Genomic DNA, 18,524 nt, shown 5'->3' with positions numbered 1-18,524 from the left:
TATTCATCCTCTGCCGTGACAGGCCCGCCCTACCTGCGGCTGAGCGGCACATACTCGCCCGGCAAGCTGGCCACCTCCAGCGCATCGGCAAAGGCCAGCAGGAACTTCGCCGGGCCATGTTCCGACACCAGCAGCGATGCGCCCTTGTGGCGCAGCAGTTTCAGCACTTCCTGCTGGTGCGCCTGGTATTCCTGCGAATGGCCGTAGAAGGTCTGATACATCTCCAGCGTTTCCATGGCTTTCGCGGCCAGGATGAATTCGGGTTTGTCCATGATGCCTCCTCGTTGTCATTGCTGCCAAAAACACGAAAAAAACTTGCAAGATGTGCGGTCCATGCCCGTCGCACTGCCTTGCGGCAACCACATCCGTATTTCCATCATACGCCTCAAGCCGGCCATTGCGCCGTCCTGTCGTGCATCTTTTTCTATTCCGACCGTCCGGCGTCATCGCTACGGTGTACACGCTAGCGCCATGTGCCCGCGCATGGCATCATGCGCGTTGCCCATTCCTAATAACGACATATGGACCAATATCACTTCCTCGTAGGCGAATTCAAGAAAAATAGCCCCTTTATTCCCGCCACGACCAGCGCGCAGTTGTTCGCCTGGTTCGAGCACATCGGCGAATCCGTCGAGCGCTACGGCAACAAGCGCGGCAAGATCGTCAAGTACTCACAGCGCAATTACGAGAAGATGCTGTTCGCGCCAGAGACCAACGGCATCGGCCTGCTTTCGCCGCGTATCGTGCCGCCCGACGAAGCTGACGAGGCCGTCAACTGCGACGCGCAAGCCATGTATTCATCGGGCTCGGAGCTGGTTCTGTCCATCCGCGCCAGCAAGCTTGCGCTGGCGCCGCTGTTCGACGGTGCGCGGGCCATACCCGGCCTGTTTGACCATTGCGAATATGTGTACTGCTACGCTGAAACGCAGGGCTATGGCACCGGTTACGCACTCGGCTACCGGCAGGTCGACGAGGCCCATCCGATGACCTTTGGCACGCCTTGCCCCGCAAATAACTGGGCCGCCATCAAGCGGCGCGGGTTGCAAGATGCGTACCTGCGCGATGTCTATCCCATCAACGGTTTCACGCCAGCCAGGCTGGATGCGCTGCCGCCCGAGCGCCGGCAAGCACTGCGCGCTGCGATGCAAGCTCATGGCCGCTGCGAAGACCATGCCGGCTGGATCTTCTGGTACCTGCAGCCCGGAGAACTGGAAGCGGCCCGCGCCGCACTGAACGCACACGCCATGCTGGGCGCCTACATCAGCCACCGAAGCTCATGAGCACACATTTATCGCTGCACTGTTATCTGCAGGACGAGGCCGCCGAACGGCCCCTGCCCTGTTCCGACGTGACCATCCAGGCCGACCCGGCCACCTTGCGCGCCATTGCCCATTTTCTGCTGGCCAGCGCGGACACCTTTGATCAGGCGCAAGACCGGGCCGGCATGCACGCGCACCTGCAAGATGCATGGGCCGGCTGGCAGGACGATTTCCCCGACCTGGTCGTGGTGGCCGCCTGAGGTGAGGCGTAGCATGGCGCCCCGCCTGGCGCGCGTCGGGTAACATACGCCACCCTTGCCATATAGAGAACCTTGATGCCCGATTTTCGAACCGTCCTGCCGTCGCTGCGCGCCGCCGTGCTGGCCGCAGCGCTGGCCAGCCTGTCCGCCTGCGCCAGCCAGCCCGCGCACGAAGCACTGTTCCTCGCCACCACTTTCACGCCCGCGCATTCCTTTACCAAGGGCATCGAAGGCCCGGCCGTGGATGCGGATGGCAATATCTATGCCGTCAACTTTGCGCGCCAGCAGACCATCGGCAAGGTCAGCCCCGGCGGCGCTGGTGAGGTGTACCTGACCCTGCCCGGCACCAGCATCGCCAACGGCATCCGCTTCGGCAGCCGCGGCCAGATGTATTTGGCCGACTACATGGAGCACACGATTTACCTGGTCGACCCGGCCACGCGCGCGCTGACCATCCACGCGCGCGAGCCGCGCATGACGCAGCCGAACGACATCGCCATCACGGCCGACGACGTGCTGTATGCGAGCGATCCGAACTGGAAGGAAAACACGGGCCGCGTGTGGCGCATCGCGCAAGACGGCACGGTGACCCTGGCGCTCGACACCATGGGCACGGCCAACGGCATCGAGGTCAGTCCCGACGGCAAGATCTTGTATGTGAATGAAAGCGTGCAGCGCAATATCTGGATGTACGACATCGCCGCCGATGGCAGCCTGAGCGGCAAGCGATTACTGATCAAGTTCGACGATTTCGGCATGGACGGCATGCGCGTGGATATCGACGGCAATCTGTACGTGACGCGCTACGGCAAGGGCACGGTGGTGAAATTGTCGCCGCAAGGGCGCATCCTGCGCGAGATCAGTGTGCCCGGGGCCAAGCCCAGCAACATCACCTTCGGCGGCCCCGATGGCCGCACGGCCTACGTGACGGAAGTGGTGCAAGGGCGGCTGCTGCAATTTCGGGTCGATAGGCCGGGGCTGGAATGGCTGCGGGCGCAAGAGCGGCGCAAACCCGAATAGCAGTGGGGATGTCGGCTTACGCGCTTGCGCGCTAAGCCGACCTACGCACTGCCACGATGGCCCGGTAGGTCGGCTTAGCCGGAACGGCGTAAGCCGACAACGTGCTTGGTCGCGACCAGGTCAGCGCGGAATGACGCGCTCCGCCTTCAATTTCTCGAACAGATTGAAGAACGCATCCAGCGTATCCTGGTAATCGAGAAAACCCGCCTTGCGGCTCTTGCCCATGTCCGTCATCACTTCCATCGGCCGCCCCAGGTCGGCATCCGTATGCCACCAGGAAGCGAGACGGCTGACATCCGCCTCCACCAGGCCGTGCTGCTGCGCGATGGCGCGCCACTGCGCAGGCGCGTCCTGCATGCGGTCGGCCAGCGGCGCCATCGCCTCGGGCAAGTCCGCCGCCTCGACACCGAAGTAGGCGGCCAGGCGCGGCCACAGCCACTTCCAGCGGAACACGTCGCCATTGACGATATTGAAGTCCTCGTTGCGTGCGCAAGGGCTGCCGGCCGCCCACGCCAGGTGGCGCGCGATCTGGCCCGCGTCCGTCATGTCGGACAGGCCATGCCATTGCGCGCTTGAACCGGGAAACACAAAAGGCTGGCCGCCGGCCTTGCACAGGCTGGCGTACACGGCCAGGGTCAGGCCCATGTTCATGGCATTGCCCAGCGCGTAGCCGATGATGGTGTGCGGGCGGTGCACGCTCCACGTAAAGCCGTACCGCGCGGCCGCGTCAAACAACTTGTCTTCCTGCGCATAGTAAAAGTTCTCCACGTCCTGGCGGCCCTGCTCTTCGCGGAACGGCGTGACGGGCACGGCTCCCTTGCCATACGCATCGAACGGTCCCAGGTAATGCTTGAGGCCAGTCACCAGGGCCGCATGGCGCAAGTGGCCGGTGGGCCCCAGGGCGGCCAGCACATTGGCGACCATGGCGCCATTGACGCGGATGTTTTCCTGCTCGTTTGCCTGGCGCGCCCAGGCCGTGAAGAAGACGTGGCTGGCATCAATGCCCGCCAAGGCGGCGCTGACCGCCGCGCCATCCGTCGCATCGAGCGGCAAGCATGCGCAGCCGGCGGGCACTGGCGTGCGGCCGCGCGAGACGCCCGTCACCTGCCAGCCCTGCGCCAGCAAGTGCGTGGCCAGATTGCTGCCGATAACGCCGCTGGCGCCGATAATCAATGCGTGCTTGTTCATGCATACTCCCATGGCTGTGTAAGAAACCATGATATAGCGGACAGAAATTCTTATCCGCGATAGTATTTCATCTTATTCATGAAAAATATTCTGCAATCATGTCAGAACACTTGAAAGGCATCGCGCCTTTTCTTGCCACCGCCGACGCCGGCAGTTTCACCAAAGCGGCCGCACGGCTGCACCTGAGCAGCTCGGCCGTGAGCAAGAGCGTGGCGCGCCTGGAAGCGCGCCTGGGCGTGATCCTGTTCGAGCGCAGCACGCGGCGCTTGCAATTGAGCAGCGCGGGGCAGGCCTACTACGCCACCTGCAAGCGCGTGCTGCAGGAACTGGTCGATGCGGAAAACGTGCTGGCCGAGCAGGATGGCGAACTGGCAGGCAAGGTGCGCATCGGCGTGCCCGCGTCGTATGGCCGCATGCGCGTGATGCCGGCGCTGATTGAACTGTGCGAAAAGTATCCGCAGCTGCAGCCGTCGATCAGCTTCAGCGACCGCTTTGCCGACCTGTTCGAAGAGCGCATCGATATCGCCGTGCGCATCGGCGCGCCGGGCAGCTGGCCGCCGGGGCTGGGACAGATGCCCTTGGGCGAAGAGCGCCTGATCTTTTGCGCGGCGCCCGCCTACCTGGCGCGGCGCGGCACGCCGGTGGCCATCGCGGATCTCGATGGCCACGACTGCATCGCCTATGGCCGCGGCGACGGCACGGCGGCGCCATGGCTGTTTGCCGGCGAGGACGGGGTGGAACGGCGCGCGATCGATCCGCGCCTGACGGTGGGGGATGCCGAGGCGCAGACGGCCGCCGTGCTGGCGGGTCTGGGCATCGCGCAGCAGGCGACCTGGCTGGTGCAGGAGCACCTGGCCAGCGGCGCCATCGTCGAAGTACTGCCGGCCTGCGCCACGCCAGGCTTGCCGCTTTCACTGGCATGGCCGCTGGCGCGCCAGCTCACCGCCAAGACCGGCACGCTGCTCAAGGAATTGAAGCAGCGCCTGACGATCAGCTGATACGCAATATGAAACTCAATACAAAACGTTCTTCGCTTCAGGCAGTTCGACATTGGCCTTGGTGACGATCACAACGCCCGTGTTGACGAACGGTGCGACCTTCTTGCCTTCGATCAGGCTGACGAGGGTTTTCACGCCCAGCGCGCCCATCGAGTACGAACCCTGCACGGCGGTCGCATACAGGGTGCCGTCCTTGACGAAGTTTTTCAGGTCTTCATTGCCGTCAAATCCCACGGCGATCACCTTGCCGGCCTTGCCCGCCTGCGCGATGGCGCGGCCCATGCCCACGGCCGTCGGCTCATTGGCACCGAAGATGCCCTTCAAGTCCGGATTCGAAGCCAGCACGTCGGTCGTCTGGTTCAGCGCCGTGGCCATCTGCGACTGCGAGTAATACGTGCCGACGATCTGCAGCTGCGAGTTCTTTTCGATATAGCGCTTGAAGCCGCCCACCCTGCCCGTCTCGGATCCGGCGCCCGCCACATACGACATCACGGCGATCTTGCCCGTCTTGCCGACCTGCGAAATAAGTGCCTTGGCGCTTTGCTCGCCGGCCGCTTCATTGTCGGTCGACAGGAAGGACTGGTAATAGCGCTTGCCGCTGTCGGCCACCAGCGAATCGATCAGCACGACGGGAATCTTCGCTTCCCATGCCTTCTTCAGGGCCGGCACCAGCGCGTCCGGGTCCGACGCGGCCAGCACGATGCCGGCCACTTTGCGCGTGACGGCGTTTTCCACCATGCTGACCTGGTCGGCAATCGCCGATTCCGAAGCCGGTCCCTGGAAGGTCAGGCTGTAGCCCTTGGCGTCTGCCGCGCTGGCCGTGGCGCCCTTTTTCACGTTTTGCCAGTAGTTGGAATTGGTTGTCTTGACGATCACGGCGATCTCGCCCGGGGCGGCGAAGGCGGCGCTGGAGCTCAGGGCAAATGCTGCGGTCAACAGACCGAGTGACATGGCTTTGATGGTGTTCATTGTCGTCCTCATTTAATTATAGATTTATGGGTGTGACTACTTTCAGCTACTGCTTCAGGCGCGATTGCGCTTCTGATCGATCCAGACGGTCAGCAAGATGACCAGTCCGATAATGATTTGCTGGATAAAGCTCGATACCCCGTTCATGTTCAAGCCATTGCGCAGGATGCCGATGACGAAGGAACCAATGACGGTGCCGGAAATGGTGCCGATGCCGCCGATCAGCGAGGCGCCGCCGATCACGGCGCTGGCGATCGCATCGAGTTCGTACATCACGCCCTCGTTCGGCTGCGCCGTCACCAGGCGCGACATCAGCACGCAGCCCGTCAGGCCCGACAAGGCGCCGGACAAGGTGTACACGAGCAGGGTCACGCGGCCCACCTTCACGCCCGACAGGCGCGCCGCTTCCGCATTCGAGCCGACGGCATAGATATGCCGGCCAAAGGTGGTGCGGCTGAGCATGATGGACACGGCCACGGCGATCACCACCATCAGCACCACCGGATACGGAATGCCGGGAAAGACGACTTCGGGAAAGGTGCCGCCCGTGTCGCGCTCGATGCGCCACAGCACGCCGTTACCGAGTTCGCCGAACGACTCGCCCAGGCCGGAAATGGCGCGCGCACCCGTCACCTGCAGCGCCAGGCCGCGCGCGATCAGCATCATGCCCAGGGTGGCGATGAACGGAGGCAGCTTCAGTTGCGTGATGCAGAAACCGTTGACGGCGCCGCACATGGCGCCCACCACGACGCCGCCCAGCATGGCCACCGGCACGGGCACGCCGCTTTTCACCAGCAGCGCGGCGGCCACGCCGGCCAGCGCCAGCACGGAGCCGGAACTCAAGTCGATGCCGCCCGTGATGATGACGCAGGTGGCGGCGATGCCCAGGTAGGCGATCGACGTTACTTGCAAGGCCACGCTCATGCCGTTGCTGACGGAGAAAAAAGCGTTGCTGGTCAGGGAAAACACGAGCAGCAACAGCGACAGGCTGCCCAGCGCGGCGAATTTTTGGATCAGTTCTTTGTTCATTTTCTTGTGGCTTTCTGATGTTAATGCATTGCTGCCTGGCGGCCCGATGCGAGCTGCATGATCTCTTCCTGCGACGACTCGCGCGTGTTGACGATGCCGCTGATACGCCCTTCATGGAACACGGCCACACGGTCCGTCATGCCCATGATCTCGGGCAGCTCGGACGTGATCAGCACCACGCCGATGCCTTCCGACGCCAGCTTGTCGAGCAGCTGGTAGATGGCGAACTTGGCGCCCACGTCGATGCCGCGCGTGGGTTCGTCGAAGAAGATGATTTTCGATTCGCGGTACAGCCATTTGCTGATGACGATCTTTTGCTGGTTGCCGCCCGAGAGGTTGCGCGCGATCTGCTTCGAGGTCGGCGTCTTGATGCCCAGCGCCGCGATGTACTGTTGCGCCACCGCCTCTTCCCTGGCGAAATCGATGAAGCCGAAACGGTTCGCCAGCCCCGACACATTCGTCAGGGTCAGGTTGGCGGCCACCGACATGCGGATCGCCAGGCCGTGGCTCTTGCGGTCTTCCGACAGGTAGGCGATGCTGTGGCCGATGGCGTCGATGGGACTGTCGATGGTCACCGCCACGTCGCCCAGGTGGATCGCGCCGCTGGTGAGCGGATCGGCGCCAAAGATGGCGCGCGCCACTTCCGTGCGCCCCGCCCCCATCAGGCCGGAAAAGCCGAGGATCTCGCCGCGCCGCAAATCAAAGCTCAGCGGGCCGAAGACATCCTTGCGGTGCAAATCGGTCACGCGCAGCAGCACGTCATCCGTCGGCGTCGAGACGCGGTCGGGAAATTTTTCATCGAGGGTGCGGCCCACCATCTTGGCCACGATGGTGTCCAGGCTCGTGCTGGCAAAATCGTCGGTGCAGACGAATTTCCCGTCGCGCAGCACCGTCACCCTGTCGATGATGTGCTGCATCTCTTCGAGCCGGTGCGAGATGTAGACCACGCTCACGCCATTGCGCTTGAGTTCATTGATGATGTCGAACAGCTGGCCCGTCTCGCTTTCCGTCAGCGAGGACGTGGGCTCGTCCATGATCAGCACTTCCGTATTGAGCGACAGCGCCTTGGCGATTTCCACCATCTGCTGCTGCGCACAGGACAGGTTTTTCACCAGCTGGCGCGGGTCGATGCGCAGCTTCAACCGGTCCAGTAGCGCCTGCGCATCGGCACGCATTTTCTTGCGGTCGATGAAAATGCCGCGCACCGGTTCGCGCGCCAGAAAAATATTCTCCGCCACGCTCAGGTGCGGGATCAGGTTCAGTTCCTGGTGGATGATGGCGATGCCGGCCGCCTCCGCATCCACGCTGCAGGAAAAAGTGCACACCTTGCCCTTGTAGACCAGTTCTCCCTCGTCGGCCTGGTACACGCCGCTCATCACCTTCATCAGGGTGGACTTGCCAGCGCCGTTTTCGCCGCACAGCGCATGGGCCTCGCCCTTGCGCAGGCTGAAACTGACGTTATCTAACGCCAGCACGCCGGGAAAGCGCTTGCTGACCTTGTTCAGCGCCAGTATCTCTTCGGATTGATTCATGGTGTGTCTCCTCCACTCCACTGCCATAGGCCGGCGCGCCGATGTCTGAGCATCTTGGCGGCACGCCGGTCTGCTACTGGTTTAACCGTCGATCAGTTGCGGATTCCAGGCATGCACGGTCTGGCTCTGTTCACCGAGGCCGCTGATCCCCAGGCGCATGGTGTCGCCCGGCTTCAGGTACACGGCCGACGGCTTCTGCCCCATGCCCACGCCCGGCGGCGTGCCGGTGCTGATGATGTCGCCAGGGTACAAGGTCATGAAGCGGCTGATGTAGCTGACCAGGTTGGCCACGCCGAAGACCATGGTTCTGGTATTGCCGTCCTGGACGCGCTTGCCGTTCACTTCCAGCCACAGGCCCAGGTTTTGCGGGTCCGCCACTTCATCGCTTGTGACCAGCCAGGGACCGATCGGACCGAAGGAATCGCAGCCCTTGCCCTTGTCCCACTGGCCGCCGCGCTCCAGTTGGTATTCACGTTCGGACAAATCGTTCACCACGCAATAACCGGCCACGTGCGACAGCGCATCGGCTTCGCTCACATAGCGCGCGGTGGTGCCGATCACCACGCCCAGCTCCACTTCCCAGTCGCTTTTCTTCGAGTCCTGCGGCATCACCACGGCATCGTTGGCGCCGATGATGGCGCTGGTGGCTTTCATGAACAGCACCGGTTCAGCCGGCACGGCCATGCCTGATTCGGCCGCATGATCGGCATAGTTCAGGCCCACGCACAAAAACTTGCCCACGCCCTTCCACGGCGGCGCGATGCGGCCAGGATTCGCCACCACCGGCAGGCTGGCGATATCGAGGGCGGCCAGGGTTGCCAGGCCATCCTTGCCCAGGGTTGCGCCGGTAATGTCAGGTAGCACGCCGGACAGGTCGCGCACGGCGCCGTTGGCATCGATCAGTGCAGGTTTTTCAGCGCCCTTGGCGCCATAACGCATCAGTTTCATGTGTGTCTCTCGTCGTTGTAATTAGTTTGACCAGCCACCGTCGATCACATGGACCATGCCGGTGGTAAAAGCGGATTCATCGGAAGCCAGGTAGACGGCCAGCGCGGCGATTTCCTCTGCCCTGCCCACTCTGCCCATCGGCTGGCGGGCGACAAACGCCGCCTGCACTTCATCGATGCTCACGCCCGTCGCTGCCGCCTGGGCGGCAATGCGTTCCTTCAGCGACGGCGACTCGATGGTGCCGGGGCAGATCGCATTGCAGCGGATGCCGCGCGTGACGAAGTCCGCCGCCACCGATTTCGTCATGCCCACCACGGCCGCCTTCGAGGTGCCGTAGATAAAACGGTTCGGCGCGCCCTTCACGCTCGACGCCACCGACGACATATTGACGATGGAGCCGGCGCCCCGTGCCAGCATGCCGGGCAGCACGGCGCGCATCAGCCGGTACATGGAGCGCGCGTTGATGTCGAAGGAACGGTCCCACGCCGCATCGTCGCAGTCGAGGATGGTGCCGCCGTCGACGAAGCCGGCGCAGTTGAACAGGATATCGACGGGGCCGATCTCGTCGGGCAGCGCGGTGATGGCCGCGCCATCGGTCACGTCGAGCCGGCGGATGGCGCAGCCCGTCGCTTCCTTCAAGGCGTCGAGCTGGGCCTGGTTGATATCGGTGGCGATCACGGTGGCGCCTTCGCGCACGAACGCTTCAGCCGTGGCGCGGCCGATGCCCTGGCCGGCGGCGGTGAGCAGCGCGATTTTGCCTTGTAGTCTGGCGGTCATGTTGTCTCCTTTTATTTTTAACCCAACACCTGGCAATTCTGGGGTCGGACCCTCAGGGTCCGACCCCGGCCTTTTTTGGGGTCTACGTCATATGAAAAACCTGCTCCATCATCGCCCAGTGCTCGCCCTCGGCACGCGAGGCCAGCGGCTCCTGGCACGGGGCGCAAAAGGTCCACCAGCGCTGCGTTTCCGGGTCGGCGGCGATGGCCGCCATGTCGGCCTCAAAATCCTCGCCGTGGTATTCCCAGTAACCGAACAGCAGGTTTTCCGGCTGGCGCAGGAAGATCGAATAATTGCTGACATGCGCGGCCGCCAGCCTTGCCAGCACCTGCGGCCAGACGGCGGCGTGCAGGGTCTTGTATTCGGCGATACGTTCCGGCGCAATGCCGATGACCATGCCCATTCTTTGCATTGCGACTCCTTTTGTTGGCTTACGCCGTAGCGGCTAAGCCAACCTACAGTTGGCATCGCGGTAATTCGTAGGTTGGCTTAGACGGCCTTGGCCGACGTAAGCCAACAAGCGCACCACCAGCGTTCATTCAAAACCATAAAACCGGCACGCATTGCGTCCGAAAATATCGTCCTTGTCCTCTTGCCCCAGATGCGCCAGCAGTGCCTCGCTGGCGGCCAGCCACGCCGCATAGCCGCCGGCCAGGTCCACCACGGGCCAGTCGCTGCCCCAGATCACGCGCCGGGGGCCGAACACGTTCAGCACATGTACGGCATAGGGGCGCAGGTCGTCCACGTGCCAGCCGGGCCGCGCTTCCGTCACCAGCCCGGACAGCTTGCAATGCACGTTCGGCAGCGCGGCCAGCTGCGCCATGTCTTCGCGCCACGCACCGAAGGCGGCGTCGGCGATCGGCGGCTTGGCCGCATGGTCGATCACGATGGCCAGCCGCGGATAGTCGCGGGCACATTGCAGCAGCGCGGGCAGGTGGCGCGGCAGCACCAGCGCGTCCAGACGCAAGCCGTGTTCGACCATGGCAGCCAAGGCCGGCGCCAGCGCGGGATTGGCGATCCACTGGTTGTCATCGATATCCTGCAGCATGGGCCGCAAGCCTTTGAGCTTCGGCTGCGACGCCAGGCATGCAATCGCCGCCGCTGCGTCAGGCGCCAGCAAATCGGTCCAGCCCACGACGGCCCGAATAAAGCTGTTCTGTTCCGCCAGCGCCAGCAGCCAATAGGTATCGTCTTCGGACGGCAGCGACTGCACCAGCACCGTGCCGGCGATGCCGTGCGCAGCCAGCAGCGGCGCCATGTCGGCGGGAGCAAAATCGCGGTGGATGGCGGCCAAGGTTGGCGGCGGCCAGCTGCCGGCGCGCGCGGCCAGCTGCCAGAAGTGCTGGTGGGCGTCGATGCGCATCATGCGGCCACTCCCGCAGGCAGCGGCGCGCGCGCATCGAGCAAGTCCGCGTCCCGCAGCGCCAGCCACAGGGCGTCGGGCAGCGGCGTGGCGAACCAGTCCAGGTTTTGCCGCAGCTGCGCCAGGTCCTGTCCGCCCGGGATGCAGGAAGCGACGGCCGGATGAGCGAGCGGGAACTGCAGTGCCGCAGCCTGCAGCGGCACGCCGAATTCACGGCAGACGGCGTCCAGGCGCGCCACCCGCTTGAGTATGGCGGCCGGCGCATCGGCGTAATTGAACTTGCCGTTCCCGGCCAGCACGCCCGAGTTGAACGGGCCGCCGATCACGATGGCGTTGCCGCGTTCCACGCAGGCGTCCAGCAATGGCGACAGCGAGGCCTGTTCCAGCAAGGTGTAGCGGCCGGCCAGCAGGGTGCAATCGAGGTCGAATTCCGCCATCGCGCGCAGCACGATCTCGCACTCATTGACACCGAGGCCCACGGCTTTCACCTGGCCGCTGGCGCGCAATTCATCGAGGGCGCGAAAACCGCCACCGGCCGTCAGCTGGCGCCAGTATTGCTGATCGAGTTCGCCATGCGTGGCCTTGCCGATATCGTGCACGAACAGGATATCGATGCGCTCGAGCCCCAAGCGCTGCAGGCTGTCGTCGTGCGAACGCAGCACGCCGTCATACGTGTAGTCGTAATGGGGACGGAACGGCAGCGGCGCGGCAAAGCCGTCATCGCCGGGGCGCACCGAGGCGTCGGGCCGCATCAGCCGTCCCACCTTGGTGCTGATCACAAATTCATGGCGGGGCCGTTCGCGCAGCGCCGCACCGAGACGGCGTTCGGACTGGGTATACCCATAGAACGGCGCCGTGTCGAAGAAACGCACGCCCGCGTCCCAGGCGCCATCGAGCGTGGCGCGCGCCTGCGCGTCGCTGACGGGCTGGTACAAGCCGCCTATCGGGGCGCAGCCCATGCCGATGCAGGGCAGCGACAGGCCTCCGCGCGGCAAGGTATGCAATTGTGTGACATCCATGAATGCGGTCCTCAAGCGGCGCGCAAGGGGAAGCAGCCTGGCCCCACCGCGTCGAATTGTTTATAGGTCAGCACGAATTCCTGGTGGCCCAGGTCTTCCGAGCGGCTCAGTTCTCCGTTGGCCACGTTCAGCACGGCGGCGACGATCTCCGCGCCCACTTCTTCCAGGGTGGCTTCGCCCGTGAGGATCTTGCCCGCGTTGATATCCATGTCGTCGGCCAGGCGCTCGAAGGTTTGCGGATTGGCGCACACCTTGATGACGGGCGAGATCGCCGAGCCGACGACGGAGCCGCGTCCGGTCGTAAACAAGGTGATATGGGCGCCGCAGGAAATGAGTTCGACGATTTCCGCGTTGTCCGACACGTTCGGAAAACCAAAGCGCGGCTCGCCGTCCGGCACCACGTCAAGCAGGTACAGGCCGCCGCCGGCCGGCTGGTCGCCCGGTTTCAAAATTCCGACGATGGGCGAGGAACCGCTCTTGGCATAGGCGCCCAGCGACTTTTCTTCCTGCGTGGTGAGGCCGCCATCGGCGTTCCCCGGCGAGAAGCTGCCATGGCCCATGATGGTGTAGTAGCGGGCCGCCTTGGCCACGGTTTCGACGATGGCGTTGCCCAGGTCCGGACTCACGGCGCGCCGCTGCATGTGGTATTCGCAGCCCACCAGTTCGCCCGTCTCTTCGAAGATGCAGGGGCTGCCGGCCGCGATCAGGGTGTCGAACGCGACGCCGACGGCCGGGTTGGCGCTGATGCCGCTGGTGCTGTCGGAGCCGCCGCAGATGGTAGCGACGACCAGTTCATCGATCCCCATCGGCACGCGCTCCTGCCGCGCCAGGTGTTCCAGCGCCCAGCCGATCCACTCGACACCGCTGCTCACGCTGGGGCGCGTGCCGCTGTTTTCCTGGATCGTGATCGTGTGGACGGGGCGGTCGCTGTCGGCCACGGCGCTGGAGAGGCCATATTTGTTGAACCCTTCGCAGCCCAGGGAGACCAGCAGCACGGCGCCCACGTTCGGGTGCGTCAGCAGACGGCGCATCACCTGATCCGCGTATTCGTTGGGGAAGCAGCCCGTAAAGCCGATCAGGTGCACGGGCTGGCCGGGGAAGGCGTTGACCATCAGGCGCGCCACGTGATGCGCGCATTCGACCATATAGGCCACGACCACGATATTGCGGATGCCCTTGCGGCCATCGGCGCGCAGGTAGCCCGACAGGGCGGGTGTCGTCACGGGAGCGTTCATGCTTGGTCGTCCTTGTCCAGGAAGTGGTGGCCGTCCTGGCCCAGGGTAAACGTGGGGATGTAATCGCTTGCCAGGTTGTGCGTGTGGATATGCTCGCCGATGGCGACGGGGGCCGTGATGCTGCCGATCAGGGCGCCGTAGCGCAGCACCTTGTCGCCCATGGCCAGCGCGCGGCGCGCCACCTTGTGGCCAATCTGGATGTTTTGCGCCAGGGTGACGGGCACGCCGTCAATGGCGACGACGTCGCCGCAGGCCAGGGCTGTCCTGGCGATCAGGCAGTTATCCTCGGGCGACATCAAGAGCAGGCTGGCAGGCTGGGAAGCGAGGCTCATGGCGCACCCTCCCCGGCAAAGACGGCTAGGCGGCCGGCTGGCTCAGTTTTTCCCGCGTGCCGATCGAGGACAGCATGGTGCTGCGCGAGGAATCGAGGTGCGAGCGCATGGCATCGAGCGCCTTCGGCACGTCGTGCTCCGCCAGCGCGCGCAGGATCGCCAGGTGTTCCTGCACCGCGTATTTGTTGCGGCCCTTTTCCTCGCCCTTGTCCCACTGGTAGTGATAGTGAAACACGAACGAGACGATATCGTAGAAGCCCTGCGCGAAGCGATTGTTCAAGAGGCCGATCAAGAAGGTGTGGAACTCGCGGTCCAGCGCCGGAAACGCGTTGTGGCGCGTGTCTATCCTGGCCGCCAGCTTCTCGTGCTGTTTGATCAGCCGCGCCAGTTCCGCATACGCCGGATCGCCATGCGGCAGGTGCGCAAAATGCTCCACGGCCGCCATCTCGAACATGCGCCGCATGTCCGCCAGTTCGGTGGCGAAGGAGCGGTCGAACGCGCACAGGCGCCAGCCGCCGCGCGGTTTCTTTTCGATCAGGCCGAAGCGCGAAAAGCCGATCAAAAATTCGCGCACGCTGACGGTACTGGCGCCCGCCTCGCGCGCCAGCTCCGCTTCCGAAAATTCCGCGCCGGGCGGCATGTCGCGCTGGTACACGCGTTCCATCAGCACTTGCTGGATGCGCTCCGCTCCCGACTGCAATTCGGAGATATCGAAGTAGTCGCCCGGTATGGGTTTGCGCAGCAAGCGCCGGTCCGCCGGGCTGGCGATCAGCCGCCGCGTCGACAGATACGCGATCGCGCTGCGGATGGCCGTGCGGCTGCCCTGGCAGATGGTGGTCAGGAACTGCTCCGTCGGCAGCATCTCGCCCACTGCGACATTCTCGGCGAGAAATTGCAACAGCAGATTGGTACTGCGCTTGAAGACGGTGGCGGGTTTGGACATGGATGAATGAACGCGCTATGCCAGCGAAAGGGAAAGTGGATGAGTGGGCCATTTTAGTCGATATCGGATTGGATCGGCATGCCAGAAAAGAAACAACTGCGCTGAGCGGGGCGTTCATGGCTGCGCTCCCGGCGCCAGCATGGCGCTCAGGCGCGGCTGCGCCAGGGCGGGACACAGCTGCCGCGCCAGCGCCGCCACGGGCGCCATGCGGCGCGCGATTTTGCCGGCATGGTGCTGCGCGATGTCGGCCAGGCGGTGCGCGAGGAAGGGATTGCTGAAGCGTTCCCTGACCTGCGCCACATAGGCCAGCGCGGCGTCACCATGCCGCGCGCCCATGGCGGCAAACACGGGCAGCACTTCCTCGTGCCACAGGGCTTCCAGCGCGGCGCGCATGGCGCCATCGTCCATCGCCTCGCGCACCGTCATGCCAGCCGGGCTGCCCCGTTCCATCCACAGCTGCGCCAGATACGTGTGACCGAGGTTGAGCAGGAACAGCTTGCGCTGCTCATACTCGCGCAGGCTGCCCGTCACCACCAGTTGCGGGTGGCGGCACGGCAGCAGCATGCCTTCCTGCGCCTCGATGGCCCACAGCGCATAGGGTTCGGCCACCGCGCCTATCGGTTCGATCGGTTCGGAAACGATGCGGTCGACGAGGGAATTGATCCACAGGCAGCCCGTTTGCAGGTAGACGATGAACGCGGCATCGCAGCGCCACTGCCGCGCCAGGGTCACGATCACCTGGCGCAGTACATGACCGTTGTCGGCCACCAGTTCGCACGGAAAAATCGAGATGGGCGCGGCGCCGGCCAGGAAGCGGTCGTGCAGCAGCACCAGCAGCTTGGCGGGAAAGCTGGCGGGAACGGTTGCGCCATCGAGCATGCCGGCGTGGTCGGAATCAGCCAGCTGGTAGCCCGTGTCGCCCGTATTCGAGACGATCACGCGCGCGGCCACGGCCGCATCGCGCACTTGCCGCCAGTCGCTGCCGGCTTGCCACGCTTGCGTGACGGCGTCGGCGCGGCGTTCCTCGTCGACTTGCGCGCCGTCCTGCCAGCCGCGGATGCGCACCGGGTAGCCGCCGGCCTGGCGAAACGCCGCCACCCGCGCCGCACCCTGCGCGCTGCCGGTCGTTTGCACGATGGTGATATGGCCCAGCGCCTCGCCTGCCTTGGCCGCTTCGCTGACGAACAGGTCGGCGTGCGCCTGCAGGAAGCGGCTGGTGCCAAATTGCAGTATGGGATTGAGATTGCTCATCTCAGACCTCGACGATGGCCTTGATGACACCCGCTTCGGGCTGCATCCAGCGATCGAGCACGCCCGTAAATTCGTCGAGCGTGGTGCGGTGGGTATTGAGCAGCGCGGTGGGCACTTTCCCCGCCTTCATGGCCGCCACCACTTCCTCGAAATCGTCGACGGTGGCGTTGCGGCTACCCAGCAAGGTCGTTTCGCGCTTGTGGAATTCAGGGTCGGAAAAGGACAGGCGGTCGCGCACGATGGAGACCAGCACATAGGCCCCGCCGTGGGCGACGAAATCGAGGCCCCGCTCCATGGCGGCGATATTGCCGGTGGCGTCAAACACCACGTCGAAGAATTCGCCGCCGGTGGCGTCAGACAGCTGCTCCTTGTCGCCGTCGCCCAGTTGCACCGTGCGGGTAATACCGAGCGCGTCGCGGCAGAATTGCAAACGGTCGGCGCGGCCGTCGAGCACCGTCACGTCGGCGCCTTTCAAGGACGCGAACAACATCACGGCCATGCCGATCGGACCGGCGCCCACCACCAGCACGCGCTTGCCGGCATCGACCGCGCCGCGCTTGACGGCGTGCGCGCCGATGGCGAGAAATTCAATCATGGCCGCGTCGTCGAGCGAGATGCCTTCCGTCTTGAAGACGAAGCGCTCGGGCAGCGCCAGGTATTCCGTCATGCCGCCGTCGCGGTGCACGCCCAGCACTTCGATGCGGGTGCAGCAGTTGGTCTTGCCCTGGCGGCAGGCCACGCAAGTACCGCACGACAGATAAGGCATCACATAGACCTGGTCGCCCACGGCCAGGCGCGAGTCGGCTGGCGCACTGTCGATATGGCCGGACAATTCATGGCCCATCACGCGCGGATAGCTGAGAAAAGGCTGGGTGCCGCGGAAGATATGCATGTCGGTGCCGCAGATGCCGACGCGGCGTATGCGCAGCAGCACTTCACCCTCGCCGGGCACGGGCACGGGGCGCTGCTCCATGCGCAAACTGCCGGGCGTATCGCAAACGATACTTTTCATCATGGTCGTCTCTCTCGCCGCCCGGATCTTGCCGGTTGCATATTATATTTAACGTACAAACCAACTGTGAAAAAAATCCGTCTGTGCGGATTGTCTTTCCAGCCCTGCCAATGGCGCACTTTGCTGCGCCGCACAACGATTTTTTCGTCATTCCATGTGGCTCGAACGCGCTGATTCTGCTGCAGTCGTCGTTCGGTTTTATAAATATACCGTACAAAAAAATGAAGGTCAACGGATTCTTTTTATGGTTTTTTCGGCTCCTCTGCTACATTCCTGCTTGACCCTGACGTTACGTCAGGCGCCATCGTGGTTGGTACGCACGGAAGACAAGGAGAAGACGATGCTGTTGAAAATCGGTGAACTGGCCAGGCTCACGGGCCTGACCATCCGCACCCTGCACCACTACGACAGCATCGGCCTGCTCTCGCCTTCGGCGCGCACGCAAGCTGGCTACCGCCTGTACCAGCACGGCGACATGGACCGGCTGCACCGGATCATGGCGCTGCGCAAGTTCGGGTTGTCGCTGGCCGATATCGCCAACGCCCTCGCCGGGCCGGATCTGCCGCTCTCCTCCATCGTGGCGCGGCAAATCGCCATGCTGGAACGCCAGATCGCGCAGGCGTCCACCTTGCGCGAACGCCTGTGCAGCCTGCAAACGCAGCTGACGCAGGGGCAGGCGCCGGAACTGGCCGAGTGGCTCACCACTATGGAGTTGATGACCATGTACGACAAATACTTTAGCCCCGAAGAACTGCAACAGCTGCCGCTGCTGTCCGATGCGGCCGTGGAACAGGAATGGAAAGCACTGGTAACGAAAGTGCGCGCCGTCAAAGACGCGGGCGCGGGCCCAGGCGATGCGCCAGCGCAAGCGCTGGCCACGGAATGGATGGTCAAGCTGGTGCGCGACACGGGCGCCCATCCGGGCCTGTTCGCGCGCCTGAACGACATGCATGCGCAGGAGCCATCGATGCAGGCGACGACCAGCATCGACGCGGACCTGATGCAGTTCATCCTCGCCGCCTTCAATGCCTCGCGCATGGCGCTGTACCGGCCTTTCCTCGATGAGCGGGAATACGCGCACCTGGTGGCCAACTACGGCAAGCGTTCGGGCGAGTGGCCAGCTCTGATCGCCGCCGTGCGCGCCGCCATCGATGCGCGCACGCCGCCCACCGATGCGGCCGTGCTGCAGCTGGCAAGGCAGTGGCTGGAACTGTTCCGCTCCTACGCGGGCACGGACCCGGCCACGCAGCTGAAGTTCCGCCAGGCGCACCAGCAGGAACCGCGTTTGATGGAAGGCAGCTTCGTCGACGCGGCCATGCTGCAATACCTGGGTGCGGCGATGGCCGTCGTGGCGCAGGAGCGACCACACGCATAGTTGACGTGTGGCAT

20 protein-coding genes are annotated in these 18,524 nt (G+C 64.1%); 5 read left to right on the top strand and 15 right to left on the bottom strand.

What is annotated here, in order from left to right:
- Positions 1–29: 29 nt before the first annotated feature.
- Positions 30–272, bottom strand: coding sequence for a hypothetical protein (locus tag KO539_RS29160; protein ID WP_219313781.1), 243 nt, complete (start codon positions 270–272; stop codon positions 30–32).
- 249 nt (positions 273–521) lie between these two features.
- On the opposite strand from KO539_RS29160, the gene KO539_RS29155 reads away from it, so the two are divergent.
- The 3 genes from KO539_RS29155 to KO539_RS29145 all read left to right on the top strand — a co-directional run bounded on the left by KO539_RS29155 (position 522) and on the right by KO539_RS29145 (position 2,539).
- Positions 522–1,280: a hypothetical protein gene (locus KO539_RS29155; protein ID WP_219313779.1), complete on the top strand. Its 759-nt coding sequence runs from the start codon at positions 522–524 to the stop codon at positions 1,278–1,280.
- Entirely contained in the window at positions 1,277–1,519 is a 243-nt protein-coding gene (locus KO539_RS29150; RefSeq protein ID WP_219313777.1) for a hypothetical protein, read from the top strand. The genes KO539_RS29155 and KO539_RS29150 overlap by 4 nt, the downstream gene beginning before the upstream one ends.
- Positions 1,520–1,594: 75 nt before the next feature.
- Positions 1,595–2,539, top strand: a complete 945-nt coding sequence (locus KO539_RS29145) for an SMP-30/gluconolactonase/LRE family protein (RefSeq protein ID WP_219313775.1) — start codon at positions 1,595–1,597, stop codon at positions 2,537–2,539.
- 120 nt (positions 2,540–2,659) lie between these two features.
- Here KO539_RS29145 and KO539_RS29140 read toward each other — a convergent pair whose 3' ends face one another.
- Positions 2,660–3,727, bottom strand: coding sequence for an SDR family oxidoreductase (locus tag KO539_RS29140; RefSeq protein ID WP_219313774.1), 1,068 nt, complete (start codon positions 3,725–3,727; stop codon positions 2,660–2,662).
- Between the two features lie 98 nt (positions 3,728–3,825).
- On the opposite strand from KO539_RS29140, the gene KO539_RS29135 reads away from it, so the two are divergent.
- Entirely contained in the window at positions 3,826–4,725 is a 900-nt protein-coding gene (locus KO539_RS29135) for a LysR substrate-binding domain-containing protein (RefSeq protein ID WP_219313772.1), read from the top strand.
- 15 nt (positions 4,726–4,740) lie between these two features.
- On the opposite strand, the gene KO539_RS29130 is transcribed toward KO539_RS29135, so the two are convergent.
- The 13 genes from KO539_RS29130 to KO539_RS29070 form a co-directional block, all read right to left on the bottom strand.
- Complete coding sequence (locus KO539_RS29130) at positions 4,741–5,694, bottom strand: ABC transporter substrate-binding protein (RefSeq protein ID WP_099400904.1); 954 nt, start codon at positions 5,692–5,694, stop codon at positions 4,741–4,743.
- A gap of 54 nt (positions 5,695–5,748) precedes the next feature.
- Positions 5,749–6,723, bottom strand: coding sequence for an ABC transporter permease (locus tag KO539_RS29125; RefSeq protein ID WP_034759656.1), 975 nt, complete (start codon positions 6,721–6,723; stop codon positions 5,749–5,751).
- A 20-nt stretch (positions 6,724–6,743) separates the two neighbouring features.
- On the bottom strand, positions 6,744–8,255 hold the full coding sequence (locus KO539_RS29120) for a sugar ABC transporter ATP-binding protein (RefSeq protein WP_257626547.1): 1,512 nt from the start codon (positions 8,253–8,255) through the stop codon (positions 6,744–6,746).
- A gap of 81 nt (positions 8,256–8,336) precedes the next feature.
- Complete coding sequence (locus KO539_RS29115; protein WP_219313767.1) at positions 8,337–9,203, bottom strand: fumarylacetoacetate hydrolase family protein; 867 nt, start codon at positions 9,201–9,203, stop codon at positions 8,337–8,339.
- Between the two features lie 21 nt (positions 9,204–9,224).
- Positions 9,225–9,980 carry an SDR family oxidoreductase gene (locus tag KO539_RS29110; RefSeq protein ID WP_219313765.1) on the bottom strand — a complete coding sequence of 252 codons (756 nt, stop codon included), beginning with the start codon at positions 9,978–9,980 and terminating at the stop codon, positions 9,225–9,227.
- Positions 9,981–10,062: 82 nt separating this feature from the next.
- Entirely contained in the window at positions 10,063–10,392 is a 330-nt protein-coding gene (locus tag KO539_RS29105) for an L-rhamnose mutarotase (RefSeq protein ID WP_099400900.1), read from the bottom strand.
- A gap of 123 nt (positions 10,393–10,515) precedes the next feature.
- Positions 10,516–11,346 carry an amidohydrolase gene (locus KO539_RS29100; protein WP_219313763.1) on the bottom strand — a complete coding sequence of 277 codons (831 nt, stop codon included), beginning with the start codon at positions 11,344–11,346 and terminating at the stop codon, positions 10,516–10,518.
- On the bottom strand, positions 11,343–12,362 hold the full coding sequence (locus KO539_RS29095; RefSeq protein ID WP_219313761.1) for an aldo/keto reductase: 1,020 nt from the start codon (positions 12,360–12,362) through the stop codon (positions 11,343–11,345). Before KO539_RS29095 ends, KO539_RS29100 begins: the two co-directional genes overlap by 4 nt.
- 11 nt (positions 12,363–12,373) lie before the next feature.
- Positions 12,374–13,597 (bottom strand): UxaA family hydrolase, encoded by a 1,224-nt coding sequence (locus KO539_RS29090; protein ID WP_176390509.1) that lies wholly within the window; start codon positions 13,595–13,597, stop codon positions 12,374–12,376.
- The gene (locus tag KO539_RS29085; RefSeq protein ID WP_099400897.1) at positions 13,594–13,929 is read right to left on the bottom strand and encodes a UxaA family hydrolase; all 336 of its coding nucleotides are present in this window, start codon (positions 13,927–13,929) and stop codon (positions 13,594–13,596) included. Before KO539_RS29085 ends, KO539_RS29090 begins: the two co-directional genes overlap by 4 nt.
- A gap of 25 nt (positions 13,930–13,954) precedes the next feature.
- Positions 13,955–14,872, bottom strand: a complete 918-nt coding sequence (locus tag KO539_RS29080) for a GntR family transcriptional regulator (protein WP_219313759.1) — start codon at positions 14,870–14,872, stop codon at positions 13,955–13,957.
- Between the two features lie 114 nt (positions 14,873–14,986).
- On the bottom strand, positions 14,987–16,123 hold the full coding sequence (locus KO539_RS29075) for a mannitol dehydrogenase family protein (RefSeq protein ID WP_219313757.1): 1,137 nt from the start codon (positions 16,121–16,123) through the stop codon (positions 14,987–14,989).
- Position 16,124: 1 nt separating this feature from the next.
- Positions 16,125–17,135, bottom strand: a complete 1,011-nt coding sequence (locus KO539_RS29070) for a zinc-binding alcohol dehydrogenase family protein (protein WP_219313807.1) — start codon at positions 17,133–17,135, stop codon at positions 16,125–16,127.
- 340 nt (positions 17,136–17,475) lie between these two features.
- Here KO539_RS29070 and KO539_RS29065 point away from each other — a divergent pair, with 340 nt between their 5' ends.
- Positions 17,476–18,510: a MerR family transcriptional regulator gene (locus KO539_RS29065; RefSeq protein WP_219313756.1), complete on the top strand. Its 1,035-nt coding sequence runs from the start codon at positions 17,476–17,478 to the stop codon at positions 18,508–18,510.
- The last annotated feature ends 14 nt before the right edge of the window (positions 18,511–18,524 follow it).

The sequence above is a fragment of the Janthinobacterium sp. NKUCC06_STL genome (assembly GCF_019345455.1).
Taxonomy (GTDB): domain Bacteria; phylum Pseudomonadota; class Gammaproteobacteria; order Burkholderiales; family Burkholderiaceae_D; genus Janthinobacterium; species Janthinobacterium rivuli.
This window is presented reverse-complemented; position numbering and strand designations above follow the sequence as displayed.

Bases quoted from the DNA above. Each gene is read 5' to 3' on its own strand.
- KO539_RS29160 (WP_219313781.1), bottom strand. From the start codon at position 272: ATGGACAAACCCGAATTCATCCTGGCCGCGAAAGCCATGGAAACGCTG.
- KO539_RS29155 (WP_219313779.1), top strand. From the start codon at position 522: ATGGACCAATATCACTTCCTCGTAGGCGAATTCAAGAAAAATAGCCCC.
- KO539_RS29150 (WP_219313777.1), top strand. From the start codon at position 1,277: ATGAGCACACATTTATCGCTGCACTGTTATCTGCAGGACGAGGCCGCC.
- KO539_RS29145 (WP_219313775.1), top strand. From the start codon at position 1,595: ATGCCCGATTTTCGAACCGTCCTGCCGTCGCTGCGCGCCGCCGTGCTG.
- KO539_RS29140 (WP_219313774.1), bottom strand. From the start codon at position 3,727: ATGAACAAGCACGCATTGATTATCGGCGCCAGCGGCGTTATCGGCAGC.
- KO539_RS29135 (WP_219313772.1), top strand. From the start codon at position 3,826: ATGTCAGAACACTTGAAAGGCATCGCGCCTTTTCTTGCCACCGCCGAC.
- KO539_RS29130 (WP_099400904.1), bottom strand. From the start codon at position 5,694: ATGAACACCATCAAAGCCATGTCACTCGGTCTGTTGACCGCAGCATTT.
- KO539_RS29125 (WP_034759656.1), bottom strand. From the start codon at position 6,723: ATGAACAAAGAACTGATCCAAAAATTCGCCGCGCTGGGCAGCCTGTCG.
- KO539_RS29120 (WP_257626547.1), bottom strand. From the start codon at position 8,255: ATGAATCAATCCGAAGAGATACTGGCGCTGAACAAGGTCAGCAAGCGC.
- KO539_RS29115 (WP_219313767.1), bottom strand. From the start codon at position 9,203: ATGAAACTGATGCGTTATGGCGCCAAGGGCGCTGAAAAACCTGCACTG.
- KO539_RS29110 (WP_219313765.1), bottom strand. From the start codon at position 9,980: ATGACCGCCAGACTACAAGGCAAAATCGCGCTGCTCACCGCCGCCGGC.
- KO539_RS29105 (WP_099400900.1), bottom strand. From the start codon at position 10,392: ATGCAAAGAATGGGCATGGTCATCGGCATTGCGCCGGAACGTATCGCC.
- KO539_RS29100 (WP_219313763.1), bottom strand. From the start codon at position 11,346: ATGATGCGCATCGACGCCCACCAGCACTTCTGGCAGCTGGCCGCGCGC.
- KO539_RS29095 (WP_219313761.1), bottom strand. From the start codon at position 12,362: ATGGATGTCACACAATTGCATACCTTGCCGCGCGGAGGCCTGTCGCTG.
- KO539_RS29090 (WP_176390509.1), bottom strand. From the start codon at position 13,597: ATGAACGCTCCCGTGACGACACCCGCCCTGTCGGGCTACCTGCGCGCC.
- KO539_RS29085 (WP_099400897.1), bottom strand. From the start codon at position 13,929: ATGAGCCTCGCTTCCCAGCCTGCCAGCCTGCTCTTGATGTCGCCCGAG.
- KO539_RS29080 (WP_219313759.1), bottom strand. From the start codon at position 14,872: ATGTCCAAACCCGCCACCGTCTTCAAGCGCAGTACCAATCTGCTGTTG.
- KO539_RS29075 (WP_219313757.1), bottom strand. From the start codon at position 16,123: ATGAGCAATCTCAATCCCATACTGCAATTTGGCACCAGCCGCTTCCTG.
- KO539_RS29070 (WP_219313807.1), bottom strand. From the start codon at position 17,135: ATGAAAAGTATCGTTTGCGATACGCCCGGCAGTTTGCGCATGGAGCAG.
- KO539_RS29065 (WP_219313756.1), top strand. From the start codon at position 17,476: ATGCTGTTGAAAATCGGTGAACTGGCCAGGCTCACGGGCCTGACCATC.